20 protein-coding genes and 1 tRNA gene are annotated in these 16663 nt (G+C 62.9%); 10 read left to right on the plus strand and 11 right to left on the minus strand.

Features of this window, described 5'->3' with window-relative positions; all coding sequences use genetic code 11:
* Positions 1-194: 194 nt before the first annotated feature.
* The 3 genes from IB277_RS18030 to IB277_RS18040 form a co-directional block, all read right to left on the minus strand.
* Positions 195-962, minus strand: a complete 768-nt coding sequence (locus IB277_RS18030) for a VOC family protein (protein WP_034786835.1) — start codon at positions 960-962, stop codon at positions 195-197.
* A 129-nt stretch (positions 963-1091) separates the two neighbouring features.
* A complete protein-coding gene (locus tag IB277_RS18035; protein WP_090297903.1) occupies positions 1092-1568 on the minus strand; it encodes a DUF1579 domain-containing protein in 477 nt (158 codons plus the stop codon).
* A 100-nt stretch (positions 1569-1668) separates the two neighbouring features.
* Positions 1669-2397: a thioredoxin family protein gene (locus IB277_RS18040; RefSeq protein ID WP_110819348.1), complete on the minus strand. Its 729-nt coding sequence runs from the start codon at positions 2395-2397 to the stop codon at positions 1669-1671.
* A 71-nt stretch (positions 2398-2468) separates the two neighbouring features.
* On the opposite strand from IB277_RS18040, the gene IB277_RS18045 reads away from it, so the two are divergent.
* Complete coding sequence (locus tag IB277_RS18045) at positions 2469-2915, plus strand: MarR family winged helix-turn-helix transcriptional regulator (protein ID WP_060517600.1); 447 nt, start codon at positions 2469-2471, stop codon at positions 2913-2915.
* Positions 2916-2926: 11 nt separating this feature from the next.
* On the opposite strand, the gene IB277_RS18050 is transcribed toward IB277_RS18045, so the two are convergent.
* Complete coding sequence (locus IB277_RS18050) at positions 2927-3400, minus strand: MarR family winged helix-turn-helix transcriptional regulator (protein ID WP_090298080.1); 474 nt, start codon at positions 3398-3400, stop codon at positions 2927-2929.
* A 95-nt stretch (positions 3401-3495) separates the two neighbouring features.
* Here IB277_RS18050 and IB277_RS18055 point away from each other — a divergent pair, with 95 nt between their 5' ends.
* Together IB277_RS18055 and IB277_RS18060 are read left to right on the plus strand one after the other, a co-directional pair.
* Positions 3496-3903, plus strand: a complete 408-nt coding sequence (locus IB277_RS18055) for a GFA family protein (RefSeq protein ID WP_034786827.1) — start codon at positions 3496-3498, stop codon at positions 3901-3903.
* 141 nt (positions 3904-4044) lie between these two features.
* Positions 4045-4449 (plus strand): GFA family protein, encoded by a 405-nt coding sequence (locus tag IB277_RS18060; protein WP_090297897.1) that lies wholly within the window; start codon positions 4045-4047, stop codon positions 4447-4449.
* Between the two features lie 18 nt (positions 4450-4467).
* On the opposite strand, the gene IB277_RS18065 is transcribed toward IB277_RS18060, so the two are convergent.
* Together IB277_RS18065 and ilvD are read right to left on the minus strand one after the other, a co-directional pair.
* Complete coding sequence (locus IB277_RS18065) at positions 4468-4896, minus strand: lipocalin-like domain-containing protein (protein ID WP_034786824.1); 429 nt, start codon at positions 4894-4896, stop codon at positions 4468-4470.
* Between the two features lie 160 nt (positions 4897-5056).
* Complete coding sequence (gene ilvD, locus IB277_RS18070; protein WP_034786822.1) at positions 5057-6895, minus strand: dihydroxy-acid dehydratase; 1839 nt, start codon at positions 6893-6895, stop codon at positions 5057-5059.
* A gap of 301 nt (positions 6896-7196) precedes the next feature.
* Here ilvD and IB277_RS18075 point away from each other — a divergent pair, with 301 nt between their 5' ends.
* The 4 genes from IB277_RS18075 to IB277_RS18090 all read left to right on the plus strand — a co-directional run bounded on the left by IB277_RS18075 (position 7197) and on the right by IB277_RS18090 (position 9224).
* Positions 7197-7688: a hypothetical protein gene (locus IB277_RS18075; RefSeq protein ID WP_034786821.1), complete on the plus strand. Its 492-nt coding sequence runs from the start codon at positions 7197-7199 to the stop codon at positions 7686-7688.
* A gap of 11 nt (positions 7689-7699) precedes the next feature.
* Positions 7700-8638 carry a 4-hydroxy-tetrahydrodipicolinate synthase gene (gene dapA, locus IB277_RS18080; protein WP_034786819.1) on the plus strand — a complete coding sequence of 313 codons (939 nt, stop codon included), beginning with the start codon at positions 7700-7702 and terminating at the stop codon, positions 8636-8638.
* A gap of 85 nt (positions 8639-8723) precedes the next feature.
* Positions 8724-8915: a hypothetical protein gene (locus tag IB277_RS18085; RefSeq protein WP_060517608.1), complete on the plus strand. Its 192-nt coding sequence runs from the start codon at positions 8724-8726 to the stop codon at positions 8913-8915.
* A gap of 33 nt (positions 8916-8948) precedes the next feature.
* Positions 8949-9224 (plus strand): hypothetical protein, encoded by a 276-nt coding sequence (locus tag IB277_RS18090; protein WP_051659088.1) that lies wholly within the window; start codon positions 8949-8951, stop codon positions 9222-9224.
* A gap of 91 nt (positions 9225-9315) precedes the next feature.
* Here the strand turns inward: IB277_RS18090 and IB277_RS18095 are convergent, their stop codons facing one another.
* The 3 genes from IB277_RS18095 to cpdR1 all read right to left on the minus strand — a co-directional run bounded on the left by IB277_RS18095 (position 9316) and on the right by cpdR1 (position 11285).
* Positions 9316-10008: an alpha/beta fold hydrolase gene (locus IB277_RS18095; protein WP_090297888.1), complete on the minus strand. Its 693-nt coding sequence runs from the start codon at positions 10006-10008 to the stop codon at positions 9316-9318.
* Positions 10009-10584: 576 nt separating this feature from the next.
* A tRNA-Val gene (locus IB277_RS18100) sits at positions 10585-10659 on the minus strand.
* Between the two features lie 260 nt (positions 10660-10919).
* The gene (gene cpdR1, locus IB277_RS18105; RefSeq protein ID WP_034786813.1) at positions 10920-11285 is read right to left on the minus strand and encodes a response regulator CpdR1; all 366 of its coding nucleotides are present in this window, start codon (positions 11283-11285) and stop codon (positions 10920-10922) included.
* A 200-nt stretch (positions 11286-11485) separates the two neighbouring features.
* Between cpdR1 and IB277_RS18110 the strand changes: the two genes are divergently transcribed.
* Positions 11486-12367, plus strand: a complete 882-nt coding sequence (locus IB277_RS18110; RefSeq protein WP_060517614.1) for an N-formylglutamate amidohydrolase — start codon at positions 11486-11488, stop codon at positions 12365-12367.
* Positions 12368-12806: 439 nt separating this feature from the next.
* Positions 12807-13580, plus strand: a complete 774-nt coding sequence (gene hisN / locus IB277_RS18115; protein WP_060581316.1) for a histidinol-phosphatase — start codon at positions 12807-12809, stop codon at positions 13578-13580.
* Between the two features lie 110 nt (positions 13581-13690).
* On the opposite strand, the gene IB277_RS18120 is transcribed toward hisN, so the two are convergent.
* Entirely contained in the window at positions 13691-14656 is a 966-nt protein-coding gene (locus tag IB277_RS18120; protein ID WP_090297884.1) for an alpha/beta fold hydrolase, read from the minus strand.
* Between the two features lie 389 nt (positions 14657-15045).
* Here IB277_RS18120 and IB277_RS18125 point away from each other — a divergent pair, with 389 nt between their 5' ends.
* Positions 15046-15507 (plus strand): Hsp20 family protein, encoded by a 462-nt coding sequence (locus tag IB277_RS18125; RefSeq protein ID WP_034786801.1) that lies wholly within the window; start codon positions 15046-15048, stop codon positions 15505-15507.
* Positions 15508-15591: 84 nt separating this feature from the next.
* Here the strand turns inward: IB277_RS18125 and IB277_RS18130 are convergent, their stop codons facing one another.
* Entirely contained in the window at positions 15592-16584 is a 993-nt protein-coding gene (locus tag IB277_RS18130; RefSeq protein ID WP_090297881.1) for a bile acid:sodium symporter family protein, read from the minus strand.
* Between the last annotated feature and the right edge of the window lie 79 nt (positions 16585-16663).

A 16663-nucleotide genomic window follows, 5' to 3' on the forward strand; every position in this document is an offset into this window, starting at 1 on the left:
CCTTCTTGCCGAAAGCGGGCCTGGACTTGGTTGGTCGTCATTTTACTTCAGCAACTCTTCACGGCAACGTGATCTGTGCTGCGGCCTAAAGCGTCGCGCGTCTTATCAGACGGGCTAAGGTCGCTGTAACACTTTGATTTTCTGCAAGTCTGTTCCCTTACGTCGAGGACGATTTAAGGAGACATGCAGTCGTCTCAGCGCTTCGGCCCGACCAGTGCGAAGAGGGCGCCCTGCGGGTCGAGCGCCTGAACGATCCAGGCGCCTCCGGGGACCTCCATCGGCTCCAGCACGATCTTGCCGCCGCCAGCCTTGATGCGTTCGATGGCGGCATCGATGGCCGGTACGTTGATGTAGTAGAGCCAGTAAGGCGCGGGCACTTCCTTCGGCTTGGTCATCATCCCGCCGATCGGGGCGCCGCCATGGGCGAAGATCTGGTAGATGCCCATTTCGCCCATGTCCATGCCCTGGTCCTTCGTCCAGCCGAAGAGTTCGGAATAGAAGGGAAAGGCGGTGTCGAGGTCGCCCGAGGCAAGCTCGTGCCAGCCGATCAGTCCGGGGGCCATCGGGTCGGTGACCGGCGGCGGATCGCCCGTACCCTTGAAGATCGAGAAGACCGCGCCGTGCGGATCGGTGACGACGGCGAAGCGCCCTATACCCGGGATATCGTCCGGCGCCCGGTGCACCTTGCCGCCCTTGGCGGCGATGCTGGCGGCGCTCACATCGACATCGTCGACGCCGACATAGCCGAGCCAGGCGGGCGGCACGTTCATTTCGAGCGCGCCTTCCGGCATGGTCATCAATCCCGCCACCGGAATCTCGCCGACGTTGAACAGCGTGTAGCTGATACCGGCCATGCCGGCATCGCTGGCGGCCCAGCCGACCACGTCCTTGTAGAACGTCTCGGCGGCCGCCATGTCGGTGGTCATCAGTTCGTACCAAACGAATTTGCCGTGATCTGCCATTGCCTTCCTCCGGTTTTGCTCTGGCGCGGCGTATCTGGCGCCACTTGTTTGCCTGTTCGAATGAACTGTCGTCGGGTCAGCCTGACATGATGCATGGCCGAACAGCCAAGGCCGTCGTCAGCGCGGCTTTCAATCCCGACGTAGGTATTCCGCCGTCATCAAGTCTTTCCAGTTTCCGTCCGCTGTTTGCGCCTGCGCCGTCAGCAGCCGACGGGATGGCCCGGCAAGCGTGATGACGTCGCGGTAGCGCATGGTCCTGCCGGGTTTTTCGAAATCTGGCCCTTCGCAGTAGAGGGAGAGGGACGTGCCGTCCGCGTCCAGTTCTCCGTCATAGATCCATATGTGGGTCATCATCGAACCGACCCAGGTGCCGACGTAACGTTTCGTCTGCGGATTGAAGCCGAGCGTCATCAGCGTCTGGCCGAAGCTGCCGCCCGGCATCGTTCCCTGACCCTCGCAGACGATCCAGAGGCCTTCGAGTGACCGGACATGCTCGGTCCAGGGCCCGCTGCCATCGGGCTTGCCATCGGAGCCGGCCGTGCGAACGTGCCAGTCGCCCAGCAATTGCTCGAGCCAGCGGTGCGCTTCTTCCGGTTCTGCTCTCACGGGATTTCCTTCTTGACCGGGCGCAGACGTTCGGCCCGGCACGCGAGCGTTCTCAAAACGATTTTGCGGGCGAAAAGTTCCGTCCGCCGGGATGCGGAATTCAGCCCGCCTTGCGTCCGGGCTCCCGATCATATTCGTCGTGGCGGCGAACGAAGCTCATGGTCCCGTCCTCGTTGCGCCCCTTGGGTGTGCGGTCGAGCAGCATCAGTGTGCCCACGAGTTCCTCGAGCCCGCGAGCATAGGACGAATAGGTGTGGTAGATCGTGCCGTCCTCGCCCTTCTGGAAGGCGCTGAGACCGGGCAGTTCCTCATGCGCATTGGCGCTTTCTATGTCGGTGAAGTTGTACCCGACCTTGCCGCTTGCGAGCTCGTCTGGCGAAAAGGCCACGTGGAAGTCATGGTTGAAGCCGTTGCCTTCCGCCGAGACCCAGGGGAAATCCCACTCCATGCGTTTCTTGTAGGTTTCGATCTTTGCGAGCGGCGCGTTCGATGCGGCGACCAGCGTCACGTCGTGATGGTTGAGGTGCGGCAGCATGCCGGCGAAATGATCGACCAGGAAGGAGCAGCCGGGGCAACCGGCCTCCCAGGTGGGGCCGAACATGAAATGGTAGACCATGAGCTGGCTGCGGCCGTCGAAAAGCTCGGACAGGGATTTGCGGCCCGCCGGCGTATCGAAGACGTAGGTCTTTTCCATCTTCACCCAGGGCAAGGCCAGCCGAGCGGCATTGACCTTGTCGCGTGCGTGGGTGTGTTCCTTTTCCAGCGCAAGCAGATCTTTGCGCGCTTTCAGCCACTCTCCAGGCGATACCACTGCGTGATCCTGTCTCATGCCCGTTCCTCCTTCCAACGTTTTCCAACGTTGCACTTGACTATTTACGTTGATATCAACATTAATCGGGCATGTCAAAAATGCCGCTTGTTTCGTTCGACACTACCCTGCATGTGAAGGACACCTGCCTCTGCCTGCATGTGCAACGCGCCGCGCGCGCCATTGCCCGCCGGTTCGACGAGGCGCTGCGCCCGCTCGATATCACCAACGGACAGTTCTCTCTCCTGATGTCGCTCAACCGCCCGGCGCCGCCCAATATGGGCTCGGTGGCGTCGCTTCTCGCCATGGACCGGACGACCTTGACCGCGGCGTTGAAGCCGCTGGAACGGCGCGGCCTGGTCGAAAGCTTCCCGGATGCCGACGACCGGCGGTCGCGGCGATTGCGGCTGACGACCGAAGGGCAGGCGCTGCTGGCGCGCGCCGTGCCGATCTGGCGGAACCTGCATGAGGCGCTCGATCCGGTGCTCGATGACGGCGGTTCGGACCGCCTGCGTGCCGATCTCTTAAGGCTGGCTTGACGGGCGGCCGGTCAGTCCTCGGACGGCTCTGGCGCGGGGCGCTCCTTGAGCACCTCGATCACCTCGGCGATCAAGGCAGAGGCCTGCCGCAGCCGTCGTTCGCCGAGTGCGCCGCCCAGGCCGTCCGCCCAGGCCGCCTGCCGCTCCTTGATGTCGTGCAGTGCCGTTTCTCCCGCCGCAGTCAGAACCATGAGCTTTGCCCTCTGGTGGGTCGGGTTGTCCCTGTAGGCGATCAGCCCTTCGGCCTCCAAGAGATCGGCGATGCGCTGCACCCCCTGGCGCGCAAGGCCGAGCGCGCGTGCCGCATCGGCAACTGACATCGGCGCATGGTTTGCCGCGGCCAGCACCTGCCAGCGGGCGCTCGTCTGTCCGGAAGGTTTGGCGAGTGCGTCGCCGGCCTGCGTCAGCGGGCCCGCTAGCCGCAGTACCGATATGGCGAACTCCGCAAAGGCGTCTCCGACGGGTGTCCGATCGGGATCTTTCATGTTGACAGCACCACCGTCGTGTGAATGTTTGTATGACATCATGTTGTCATGATTCGGTCGTTTCAGCAAGTCAATTTAGCAAGGGAGATGAGAGCATGGCGAGAAGGACTTACAGCGGCGGTTGCCATTGCGGCAAGGTCAGATACGAAGCGACTTTCGATCTCGATGCGGGGACGACGCGATGCAATTGCTCGTTCTGTGGCAAGGCCCGCTACTGGGGTGCACAGGTCCAGCCGGAGGATTTTCGCCTCCTGTCACCGGAAGATCAGGTTGGGCTCTATCAGTTTGGCGCCAAGGTTGGCAACCACCGCTTCTGCCCTGCCTGCGGCATCGCCTCCTATAGCCATGGTTATGTCGAGGAACTCGGCGGCGCCTATTGCAGCATCAATGTCGCAACGCTGGACGATGTCGATCCGACGGTCCTGGCTAAGGTGTCGGTGCAATATCTGGATGGCCGGAACGACCGCTGGGATGAAACGCCTGCCGAATTCCGTCATCTCTGACGCGTGCGAGATCTCGCTCCTATTTGACAATATGTTGTCAATATGGCATATGGACTGCATGAGTTTCACCTGGCAGCATATCGCCTGCCGGGTGGGCGGCAATAGGGGGCCTGCCTGGCCCGCCACGCAGGAGCGACGGGTATGAAACTGACCTATAATGGAAGCTGCCATTGCGGAAACATCCGCTATGAGGCCGACATCGACCTCGATGCCGGCACCGGCAAATGCAACTGTTCGATTTGCTGGAAGCGGCGCTACTGGGGGGCGGTCGTGAAGCCCGACGCCTTCCGGCTGCAGTGCGACGAAGCCAATATCGCCGACTACCAGTTCGGCAGCGACAGCGTGCATCACCGCTTCTGCAGGACCTGCGGCGTTGCCGCCTTCGGCCACGGCTATATCGAGGAGATTGGCGGCGCCTATTACTCCGTCAACCTCGCCTGCCTCGACGACCTCGATCCGGCGGTGCTGGCCGAAGCACCGGTGCAGTACATGGACGGGCGCAACAACAACTGGTTCCACGCGCCAGCCGAGACCCGTCACCTCTAGAGCCCACAGCTAAGCTGGTTACATCTTGCGAAATTCGAGGTGGTAGATGACCTCCTCGCCGGTTGCCGGGTCCACGCCCGGCGCGCCGTAGATCACCAGCTTATCCCCTTGCAGGACAAAGGGGCGGATCAGGTCGGAGACGCCCCAGGCCGGGTTCCAGCTTGCCTCGACATGATGGATGATCCGGCCGTCCTTGAGCGAATAGGAGCCGGAATAGGCGAGCATGGAATCAAACAGTGCCGCCTTTTCGTCGTGAGACGGCACGAGTCCTTTGAGCTGCGGTCGATCGCGTTTCACCACAACGGCGGTCATCCGGCCATCGGGAAAGTACGAGAGATAGCCGATAGGATCAGGGCCCATGGCATCGGTGACCTCGCCAGTGGCGACGACCTCGCGCGTCCAGGAAAGCATCTTCCAGGTGCCGAGCAATCCAGACTCGTCCGCCATGACCCACCTGTTTGATTTTAGGGTAAACTAAAATAGCAGATGCTTCCTGTCCGGCAAAGCCGGGCGGATCCCTAGGATGAGATCAAAGAAAAGGGCCCCCGACGCGCGGGAGCCCTTCGCTGTTTCTTGCGCCGCTCGGGCCCTGCCCGAACGTAGCTGGTCAGTGTTCGCCGAGGTCGCGCACAGCACCGCGGTCGGCGGAGGTGGCAAAGGCGGCATAGGCCTTGAGCGCCGTCGTCACCTTGCGCTTGCGCTGTTCGGTCGGCTTCCAGCCCTGGGCGTCCTGCTCAGTGCGGCGACGGCTAAGTTCCGCCTCGTCGACGCGCAGGCTGATCGTGCGGTTCGGGATGTCGATGTCGATCATGTCGCCTTCGCGCACCAGGCCGATTGTGCCGCCATTGGCCGCTTCCGGCGAAACGTGGCCGATCGACAGGCCCGAAGTGCCGCCGGAGAAGCGGCCGTCGGTGATCAGCGCGCAGGCTTTGCCGAGGCCCTTCGATTTCAGGTAGCTCGTCGGATAGAGCATTTCCTGCATGCCCGGGCCGCCCTTGGGGCCTTCATAGCGGATGACGACGACGTCGCCAGCCTTGATCTCGTTGCCGAGGATCGCCTTGACCGACGCATCCTGGCTTTCGAAGACGCGGGCCGGGCCGGAGAACTTCAGGATGCTCTCGTCGACGCCCGCGGTCTTCACGATGCAGCCGTCGATCGCGATGTTGCCCTTCAAGACGGCGAGGCCGCCATCCTTGGAGAAGGGATGTTCGACCGAGCGGATGACGCCCTTTTCGCGGTCGGTGTCGAGCTCGTCCCAGCGCGCTTCCTGGCTGAAGGCCACCTGGGTCGGGATGCCGCCCGGTGCCGCGCGGAAGAAGTTGCGAACGGTTTCGCTGGTCGTGCGGGTGATGTCCCAGCGGTCGATGGCGTCGCCGAGCGTGGCGCTGTGGACCGTCGGGCAATCGCGGTTGATGAGGCCGCCCTTCTCGAGTTCGCCGAGGATCGACATGATGCCGCCGGCACGGTGCACGTCTTCCATGTGCACGTCGCTTTTCGCCGGAGCGACTTTCGACAGGCAGGGAACCTTGCGCGACAGGCGGTCGATGTCCGCCATGGTGAAATCGACCTCGCCCTCGTGGGCCGCGGCGAGAATGTGCAGCACGGTGTTGGTCGAGCCGCCCATGGCGATATCGAGCGCCATGGCGTTTTCAAACGCCTTCTTCGAGGCGACCTTGCGCGGCAGCACGTTCTCGTCTTCCTGCTCGTAATAGCGGCGGGCGAGATCGACGACCAGGTGGCCGGCCTCGACGAAGAGGCGCTTGCGGTCGGCGTGGGTGGCGAGCGTCGAGCCGTTGCCGGGCAGCGACAGGCCGAGCGCTTCGGTCAGACAGTTCATCGAGTTGGCGGTGAACATGCCGGAGCAAGAGCCGCAGGTCGGGCAGGCCGAGCGTTCGATGACCTTGACGTCCTCGTCCGAGACGTTGTCGTCGGCTGCGGCGACCATGGCGTCGACCAGGTCGAGTGCATGCGTCTTGCCGTGCAGCACGACCTTGCCGGCCTCCATCGGGCCGCCGGAAACGAAGACGGCGGGGATGTTGAGACGCAGCGCCGCCATCAGCATGCCGGGCGTGATCTTGTCGCAGTTGGAGATGCATACCATGGCGTCGGCGCAGTGGGCGTTGACCATGTACTCGACGCTATCGGCGATGATTTCGCGCGACGGCAACGAATAGAGCATGCCGTCGTGACCCATGGCGATGCCGTCGTCGACGGCGATGGTATTGAATTCCTTGGCGACGCCGCCAGCAGCCTCGATCTCGCGGGCGACGAGCTGGCCAAGATCCTTAAGGTGCACGTGGCCGGGCACGAACTGGGTGAACGAGTTCACCACCGCAATAATCGGCTTGCCAAAATCGCTGTCCTTCATGCCCGTCGCGCGCCAGAGGCCGCGGGCACCGGCCATGTTGCGGCCGTGGGTGGTGGTACGTGAGCGATAGGCAGGCATGGCATGTTCCTTCACGGACAAGGGGTATTGCTCGGGAATGGCGATCCCTGATCGCCACCGAAGGGGCTACCTAGCGCAAAATTGCGCGCGCGTCATCTTTTGCGTCAGATTATTTCGACGCTGCGCGCGCTGTCGCGCCAGGCTTTCGCCGCTTCGGAAATCAAATCTAGACCGCGGCCGGCGCCTTGGACAACACCCGCCGAAGCGCTTTACGGAAATCTTATGTCGAGCGCCTGAAGTCGCAATCGAAACTGGACGCCTGACGGGTCTAGCCTTGTCGCATCGAATAGGGATGCGTGCCATGTCTCTCCAGGATTTCAACATCAACCGTCATTTGCCCGGGGCTCTACGCGAGGTCGATGCGGGCCCTGAGCTCACCGGTGGCGAAAGGGCTCCGGAGGCGCTCGATGCGCTCATGCTGCGGCTCACCGGCGTTCGCCGCCTGCGCGAGCACCATGTCTGGGAGGCGGTGCGGGTGATCGCGGACCTGCCGGACCTGACGGCTGGAGAATGGCCGTCGCGTCGGTTCCGTGAACTGATGGCCGCCGATGCGCTGGTCGATGCCGTCATTCACCTGACGTCGGCGACCGAAGCGAAACTGTGCCTTCGAACGCTCAGTCACGAGTTCGGGCTGTGGACCTGCGCGCTGCGCTATCAACCAACCGGAGCCGGCCGCATCACCTTCAAGGCACGGCATGCCGACCTTGCCGCGGCGATCCTTGGCGCCTTCCTGCGCTCCTGCCGCGGCCATCAGCTTGCGGCTGCTGCCGGCCGTGGCCAACTTCCCACCTGAAGGATATTTCCATGAACATGCATTCGCTGCGCCTCGAAGGCGCGATCACGGCGCTCGTCACGCCGTTCCGGGACGGCAAGGTTGATGTCGTCGGCCTGATGTCGCTCGTGGAATGGCAGATCCGACACGGCATTTCCGGCGTCGTCGCCTGCGGCACCACCGGCGAGGCGCCGACGCTGTCGCGGGCGGAACGGGCCATGGTGATCGAACGCTGCGTCGAGGTGGCGGAACGCAAGATCCCGGTTATCGCCGGAACCGGCACCAACAGTACTGCGACGACGATCGAACTGACGGCGGAAGCCAGAACGCTCGGCGCCGACGCGGCGCTCGTCGTTGCGCCCTATTACAGCAAGCCGTCGCAGGAGGGGCTTTATCGCCACTTCGAGGCGGTCGCCCGGGCGGTGGATCTTCCCGTCATCATCTACAATGTGCCCTCGCGCACTGGGGTCGATCTCGCCGCGCGGACGATCGAGCGGCTGGCGGAGCTTCAAAATGTCGTCGGCATCAAGGACGCCACCGGCGACGTCGGTCGCTTCCTGTCTTCGTCGCCAGCCCTCAAGGCCAGGCTCATGCAGCTCTCGGGTCACGACCAGACGGCGCTGCCGTTCAATCTCTGCGGCGGTCACGGCACCATCTCGGTGGCGTCCAATGTCGTGCCGCGGCTGGTGGTCGCCATGCACCAGGCTGTCACGACCGGAAATGTCGCAGCGGCGCTCGCCCTTCATGAGCGGCTCCGCCCGCTGCTCACGGCGCTCGAGCGCGAGACCAATCCGGGGCCGGTGAAATACGCGTTGCACCTGGTGCGGGCGCTCAGCCCGGAGGTGCGTCTGCCGCTGACGCAGGTGGCGCCGGAGACGGCGGCCGAGATCCGCGCGGCGCTCGAACCGCTGACCGAGCTTCCAGCCTCCACTCAGATCGGCCGCGGGGTGCGCATCGCGCTTGCTGGCTGACGGTTCGTCATCGCACGGATCTGTCGTGCCCGATTGCCGCGGCGGTTCCCGCCGTCCGCATCCATCTCACCCGAAAGGAAAGACCATGTCCCGTTTCCCCCATCTTGCCGCGCGCGCCGCTGAGCGCCGGCGCATCGAAAGCAGCGAGCGCGCCGAGCGCATTCCGCCCAGGGACAGCGCCGTTCGCGATGCCTTTCTCGGCATCGGCATCAGGCTCGCCGTCGTCCTCGGCCTTGCCTACGGCATCCAGGCCGCACTTCCGTGGATTGCCGGCTAAGGCTTCGCTTTCGTCAACAAGGATTGTTCGATCATGGGCAGTATGCAGCAGATCCGTCGTGGTTTCCTGGCGCGCGCGCGTTTCGTCGTCGGCCGCGACCGGCACGGCTGGTGGGTCGTATCCGACCGCAAGGGTCTCGTCGGCGGCCTCTTTACCAATGAGAGCGCCGCAATCCATTTCGCCGTCGAAGCGAGCGACCGGCATCCGGAGGAGGTGTGTCGCGCGCCGGAAGGGGCGGCCATCGATCTTGATACGTTTTCGCGCCGGCCGAGGGCCATGCGACAGCGCCGGCGCGGCGCCTATGCCTGACGCCGCATCCTGATGCAGGCGTAAGGAAGAAACCCCACCAGCTCGGCGCTGGCGGGGTTTTCTCTTGTCGGGGTGCTGCGCTGGCGGACGCTCAGCCGAGCGAAGCGATCGCCTCGTCGATCAGCGCCACGATCTCCTTGGCGTGCGAGGCAAGGGAGGCGTGGCTGGCATCGAGCGTGATGATCTTCTTCGCCTTGATGCGCTCGGCCATCCATTGTTCGGTTTCCGGCGGGATCATGTGGTCGTGGCGCGAGACCTGGTACCAACTGGGCTTCGTCTTCCAGGCGGGAGCCCCGGCCCTGTCCTCGAAGCAACGCCCGGCGATCGGTTTCTGTGCGACCGCCATGACCAATGCTTCGGTCTCGCTCAGGTCCTGGCCGAAACTCTCACGGAACGTATCCTGCGCCAGCCAGAGGAAGCCGTCCTTGTCGGGACGGATGCTGGCGGCGCCGGATGGCGGCTCGCGCCTTGCAAAGATGCTGCCGAGGCTGTCGCCTTCATCCGGCGCGAAGGCCGCGACATAGACGAGCCCGACGACGTTGGCCGCATGACCGGCGCCGCTGATAACAGCACCACCATAGGAGTGGCCGACGAGCAGGGTCGGGCCCTCGAGCGATTCGGCCAGCTTGCGGGTGCGCTCGACGTCGTCGGCAAGCGAGGTCAGCGGGTTCTGAACCGCGGCAATTCTGTAGCCCTTGGCGTGGAGCGGCGGAATGACATGGCGCCAATGGGAGGCATCGCCCCAGGCGCCGTGCACAAGCACGATGTTCTTGACTGCCGGCATGATCAGTTCCTTTCGCTCGAATGGAGAGGTGCTCGGTTCGGCATCACACCCGCTCGTGGTGAGGCGAGGCATACTGCCCGTCGTCGGTTTTGGTGGGTTCCCTTGCTTTGCGCCTGGCGCGTGGCAAGGCGTTGAGATTGCAGACGTAAATTAGGGCGGGAAGGCGTGCGTTCCATGACGCAAACCACAAATTTTCGTGACGGAAGACCAACCCGGCGCGTCCCCGCAGGCGGTGGCCGCGATAGCAGGCCGATGGCGACAGGATGAGGAGGAGACGGGGTCCCAGAGCGGCGTATTGGGGCTACGGGGCATCGCTCTGGGACCGGTTGCGCCCAGGAGGCGGGCTGTGCTTCCGGGCGCATCGGCATCAAGCCACCGCGAAGCCGATTCGACAATGCGCCCCGGACCTTTGCCGGCCCCCGTCGGACCAAAGTCTGAGCGTTGGCTGTGGGCAACTTGGCGCACAGCGTTTTGATCAAGGCCGCGGCGAGCGGGCCGTTCGTCTGTTGCTGCCAGGAAGAAATCGAGGGAAACGAAAAAGGCCTTTCAATTTCTCGAAAGGCCTTTGAATTCGAATGGTGGGCGTGACAAGGATCGAACTTGTGACCCCTACGATGTCAACGTAGTGCTCTCCCGCTGAGCTACACGCCCATCCGATGTGGCGCATAGACCACAAAAGCCGTTGTCGCGTCAATAGGGTTTTCGAAGGTTTTTTGACAGAAATTTAGAGGCGGTGATTTTCCCCATGGGGGCGGCGTCGATGAGACACCGGCAAGACGCCGGATTTGCTGGGTTTCTGCTAAGGTATTGAAACGAAAAGACCGCCGGAGATCCCTGTGGATCGCGGCGGTCGGTTCTAAGTCGCATTCTTTACAGTCGCGGGACGTCGCGCCTGTGGAAAACTGCCTTGATCAGGCAGCAGCCAGCATCTTGTTGACCTCGTCGACGAGGTCACGCAGGTGGAAGGGCTTGGACAGCACCTTGGCATCCTTCGGCGCCTTGCTGTCGGGGTTGAGCGCAACGGCGGCAAAGCCGGTGATGAACATGACCTTGAGGTCCGGGTCGAGTTCCGTCGCGCGCCGCGCCAGTTCGATGCCGTCCATCTCAGGCATGACGATGTCGGTCAAAAGGAGCGAGAACGGTTCTTCGCGAAGCCGGTCGTAAGCGCTGGCGCCGTTGTCATAGGACATGACCTTGTAGCCGGCCTTTTCCAGCGCCTTCACCAGGAACCGGCGCATGTCGTTGTCGTCTTCGGCAAGAAGGATTTTCGCAGTCATGAATTGGGCCGTGCTTCTCTTTATTCAGTTCATTGCGCGTAGATTGCGGCGTTTTATCCAAACCGCAACGCGGTAAATATCTCGTGAACGCGGGACGTCAATTCCCCGGGATGCTGTGATTGGCCACTATGGACACAGAGCGGGCCAACTGGCAACATGATGACAATTGCAAGTACCGCATATGGTAAAAAAGGGTTCAGATGGGGGAAATTGCGGAGAGGGAACTGTTCGAGGTCCTTGAACCTCCAATCCAGCGCATTCCCTTTGTGTTCAATTCGCCGCACAGCGGCCGCTCCTATCCCCAGAGTTTTCTCGACCAGTCCAGGCTCGACGCGCTTTCGATTCGCCGGTCGGAAGACCACTATGTCGATGAGCTGTTCCAGAACGCGACGTTCCTCGGCGCGCCGATGCTGCTTGCGCATTTCCCGCGCGCCTTCCTCGACGTCAACCGCGAGCCATACGAACTCGATCCGCGCATGTTCGACGGGCCGCTACCGCCGCATGCCAACATCAGCTCGATGCGCGTCGCAGGCGGGCTCGGAACGATCCCGCGGCTGGTGGCCGAGAACATGGAAATCTATCGTGGACGGTTCCCGGTCGAGGACGCGCTGACGCGGATCGAGACGATCTACAAGCCCTATCACGCCACCTTGCGCAAGCTGATCGCGCGCACACACGTGCAGTTCGGCCTCTCGGTGCTGATCGACTGCCATTCGATGCCGGGCAACGTGCATTTGCCGGGCAGCGCCCAGCGGCCCGACTTCATCATCGGCGATCGTTACGGTACCAGTGCTGCCGGTGAGCTTTCGCGCGCTGCGGTCGATCTGCTGCAGCAGCTCGGCTACAGCGTCGTGCGCAACAAGCCCTATGCCGGCGGCTTCATCACCGAGCACTACGGCCGGCCGACGCGCGGGCTGCATGCGCTGCAGATCGAGATCAACCGGGCGCTCTATGTCGACGAGGCGACGCTGGTGCGCAAACCTGGCTTCGGTGCGCTGGTTGCCGATCTCACGACCTTCATCGGCTCGCTTGCCCGCCACGTCGAGGACTACGGCGCTTACCTGCCGCTGGCGGCCGAGTAGCCTTTCCCAAAAATCAGGAAGAACCGGCAAAGCGGGATGGCGTCCAGCAAGGTACTGGCGACGCTTGGTATTTTGCTGTCGGGGAGGTTCAAAAAAAACCGCGCCAACGGCGCGGTCAAGTCTAGGGAGGAAACACCCAAGGAGGGTATTTACAGTCACAGGTGACTGTAGGAAAACCATAATATTGCACTGCACAAATGTCAAGTTTGCCGGTGAAAACTTTTGCGTCGCGTCAAAAGTTTTTCAGCCGGAAATGGCGAATCAACCGATTGAATTCTCCAAAGTCGCGTTTGAAGTGCGAAGCGGTCGTGGTGCAGTGCGAAATGCTTCGGCCCTGACGCCGACGACGCCCGCAGGTGGGCGTGCTCGGTCGTTTGCCTTTCGACAAATTTCGTCTATGCAGGACGTACCTTCCTCCATGTTTTCCTGAGAGATCGCCATGTTGCCTGACCGCGCCTTCTTCGATCGTCTTGCAGATGCCGCCAAGGCGGAAACCCTGCCGCGCTTTCGGATCGGGACCAGCGTGGTCAACAAGCTGGAGAGCGGCTTCGATCCGGTAACGGAAGCGGACCAATCGGCGGAAGCGGCGATCCGCGCGCTGATCGAGGCGCATTTCCCGGACCATGGCATTCTTGGCGAAGAGCACGGCAATATCGGCCTCGACCGCGAGTATGTCTGGGTCATCGACCCGATCGACGGCACGCGCGCCTTCATTTCCGGCTTGCCGGTCTGGGGCACGCTGGTCGGCCTCTATCGCAATGGCGAGGCGGTCATGGGCCTGATGGACCAGCCTTTCACCGGCGAGCGCTATTTCGCCGACGGCACGAAATCGGTCTACCGCGGGCCGGGTGGCGAGCAGGTGCTTTCGACGCGCGCCTGCAGATCGCTTGACGACGCGGTGCTTTTCACCACCTCGCCGCATCTCTATTCCGGCGATCTCAAGACCCGCTATGAGACGGTGCAAAGCAAGGTGCGGCTGTTCCGCTACGGCTGCGATTGCTACGCATTCGCGCTTCTGGCCGCCGGCCATGTCGATCTGGTAATCGAATGCGGGCTGAAGCCCTATGATGTCGGCGGGCTCATCCCTCTGATCGAGCAGGCCGGCGGCATCGTCACCAACTGGCAGGGCGGTCCGGCGGAAATGGGCGGCGAAGTTATTGCTGCCGGCAATGCCGAACTGCACGCGCAGGCGCTGGAAATCCTGAAGGGCTGATCCGCCCTGCGCCTCGCGCGGCAGGTGCAGATATCCGTAAAATCAACGTGTTACAGTGACCTTTGCGCGTCTGATAGGACGTGCGGCGCTGTCGCGAGCGATCGCTTGCTTCAGGCGGCGCTGGTTTCGCGCGCGTCGCCTTCTTCGGGGATGACGAAGGCGAGGATCGCTGCCATCGCCTGGGCGCGGTAGCGGTCCGCCTCGTGCAGCAGCTCGTGTCGGGCGCCGTCGATCGGGATCATCTGGGCGGCGCGGAAATTGCGCGCCAGCCATTCGACGGCGATATGGGGTACCAGCCGATCGGCCGTCGGTGCCAGGATGATCGTCGGCAGGGTGATGCGGGTCAGATGCTCGCGGCGGATGACCCGGCGCATGGCGTGGAAAGCCTCGCTCAGCCAGCGCGCCGTCGGGGGCCCGAGCCTAAGTTCCGGATGCGCATCGGTTAGCGTGATGTTGCGGGCGTAGCGGCGGCGATCGGCCGTCAGCACGTTGTTTTCGAAGGGGCGGTTGCCCTTGTCGGGGTGTGCCGGCAGGGCGCCGAGGCCGACCAGCCGCATGAAGGTCGCAACCGTCGCGATGCTCTTTTCGCCGAGCGCCTGGCCGCCAAGGCCGACGAAGGGTGCGAGCACTACAAGCCGATCGATGCGGCTTGCCAGCATCGGGGCGAGGGAGAGGGCAACGAGAGCGCCCATGGAATGGGCGACGATCGAGAAGGGCAGGCGGGTATCGGGCAGCACGATCTGTTCGAGGAAGGTGCTGAGGTCGCGCTCATAGTCGGAAAAGTGGTCGACATAACCGCGTCCGGGGTGCGCCAGCAGCCGCTCGGAGCCGGCCTGGCCGCGCCAGTCGAAGGTGGCGACCCAGAGGCCGGCCGCAGTCAGATCGGCAATCGTCTCGAAGTACTTCTCGATCGATTCGTTGCGGCCCTGCAGCAGAACGACCGTGCCGCGCGCCACCGGCTGCTTCGTCTTGAAGATCGCATAGCGGATCTTGCGGCCGCCGATGCCATCGAAAAAGCCAGCGACATGATTGTCCGGGATCGGATTGTCCGGTGTCGCGTGGAGGATCGAGGTCATGGGGTCGTGGCCGGAGGTGAAAGCGTGTTGATCGGTAGCATCAAGGGATAGGCGGCAGGGTCTTCGCCGTCAAAGAAAAAAGCCGGAAACGGTGGGTGAAATCCGGACGATCACCGTTTCCGGCCGCTGAAGGGGAAGGGACATGTCGCTTCAGCCTGGGCGTTGCGGCCCAGGATTTTGTTTTAGTCCCGTCGGGCTGAACGGAAGCCGAAGCCGGCGTTCATGTCGGGTTCACGGAAAAATCGTCGGCGGGGGCGTCTTGAAGTCGTCAAATCGCCTCCCCAAATCAGGGTCACGGGCGCCGAAGACGGGTCCGTTCACCGGTCCTGCCACTGCCAGAATGGGGTGGCCGACCAGACATCGCAAAAAGTTGCTCCAAGGAGGACACCATGCGTCACTTCGATTTCTCTCCCCTTTACCGCTCCACCGTCGGATTCGACCGCCTGTTCACCATGCTCGACAGCCTCGGCCAGCCGGGTGAAGCCCAGACCTATCCGCCCTACAACATCGAGCGCACCGGCGAAAACGCCTACCGCATTACCATGGCCGTTGCCGGTTTCGACGAGAGCGAGCTTTCGATCGAGGCGCGTGAACACACGCTGACGGTCAAGGGCGAAAAGGCCGAGGACAAGGGCGAAGAAAGCCAGTTTCTCCATCGCGGCATTGCCAAGCGCGCCTTCGAGCGCCGCTTCCAGCTCGCCGATCACGTGGAGATCAAGTCCGCTTCGCTGAAGAATGGCTTGCTGCACATCGATCTTACCCGCGAGATCCCGGAAGCCGCCAAGCCCCGCCGGATCGAGATCGCGTCGGTCGCATCGCAGCCGAAGCAGATCGAGGCTCAGACCCTCTGAACATCACGCCCGAACAGGGCATGAAACAGACCTCCCACAAAGAACGGCGTCCTCTACGGGCGCCGTTTTTTGTTGCCGGATCAATCAGGGCTGGGCCGGTACCGGCATGGCGGAAGCCGCCGCTTTCCTTGCTGCATAACGCTGGGCAATCACCGCGCAGGCCATCAGCTGGATCTGGTGGAACAGCATGACGGGCAGCACGATCGCGCCGATGTTCTGGCCGGCGAAGATGGCGCTTGCCATCGGGACGCCGCTCGCAAGGCTCTTCTTCGAGCCGCAGAAGGTGATGGCGATCTCGTCGGCCTTGTCGAAACCGAGCAGGCGGCTGCCGTACATGGTGACAGCAAGCACGAGTGCCAGCATGACGATTTCGATGACGACGAGCACGCCGAGATCGGTCAGAGAAAACGTCTGCCACAGGCCGGAGGTGACCGCCTGGCTGAAGGCGAGGTAGACGACCATCAGGATCGAGCCGCGATCGACCGGCGCCAACAGTCCCTTGCGGGCGCGGATCCAGTTGCCGATCACGGGCTGCAGCATCTGGCCGACGACGAAGGGGGCAAGCAACTGCAGCAGGATCTGCTTGACCGCATCGAGCGTGACGGTGCCATGGCCGCCGGCGGAAAACAGCAACCCGACGAGCAGCGGCGTCAGGAACATGCCGAAAATGTTGGAGGCCGACGCGGAGCAGATCGCGGCCGGCACATTGCCACCGGCCATGGAGGTGAATGCGATCGACGACTGCACCGTCGAGGGCAGCACGCAGAGGAAGAGGATGCCGGTATAGAGCGATTGCGGCAGGATCGAATCCGGCACGAAGCCGACCGCAAGGCCGATGAGCGGGAAGAGCACGAAGGTCGAGGCAAGGATGGTCAGGTGCAGGCGCCAATGCAGGATGCCGGCGATCACCACGTCGCGCGACAGGCGCGCCCCGTGCAGGAAGAAGACCATTCCGACAGCCACCTTCGTCGCCAATCCGAACCATTCGGTTGCCTCGCCATGGATCGGCAGGACGGATGCAAGCAGCACCGTCGCCAGAAGCAGGATCGTGAAGGTATCGGGAAGGTAGCGGCGCATATCAGCTCACTTGCTCGTTATCGAACGTCTTGCGGGGATCGCTCATTGTGAAGCAGGATGCAAGGAATAACAGTTATCA

It is taken from the genome of Ensifer sp. ENS07 (genome assembly GCF_014852185.1).
Lineage (GTDB): Bacteria > Pseudomonadota > Alphaproteobacteria > Rhizobiales > Rhizobiaceae > Ensifer > Ensifer adhaerens.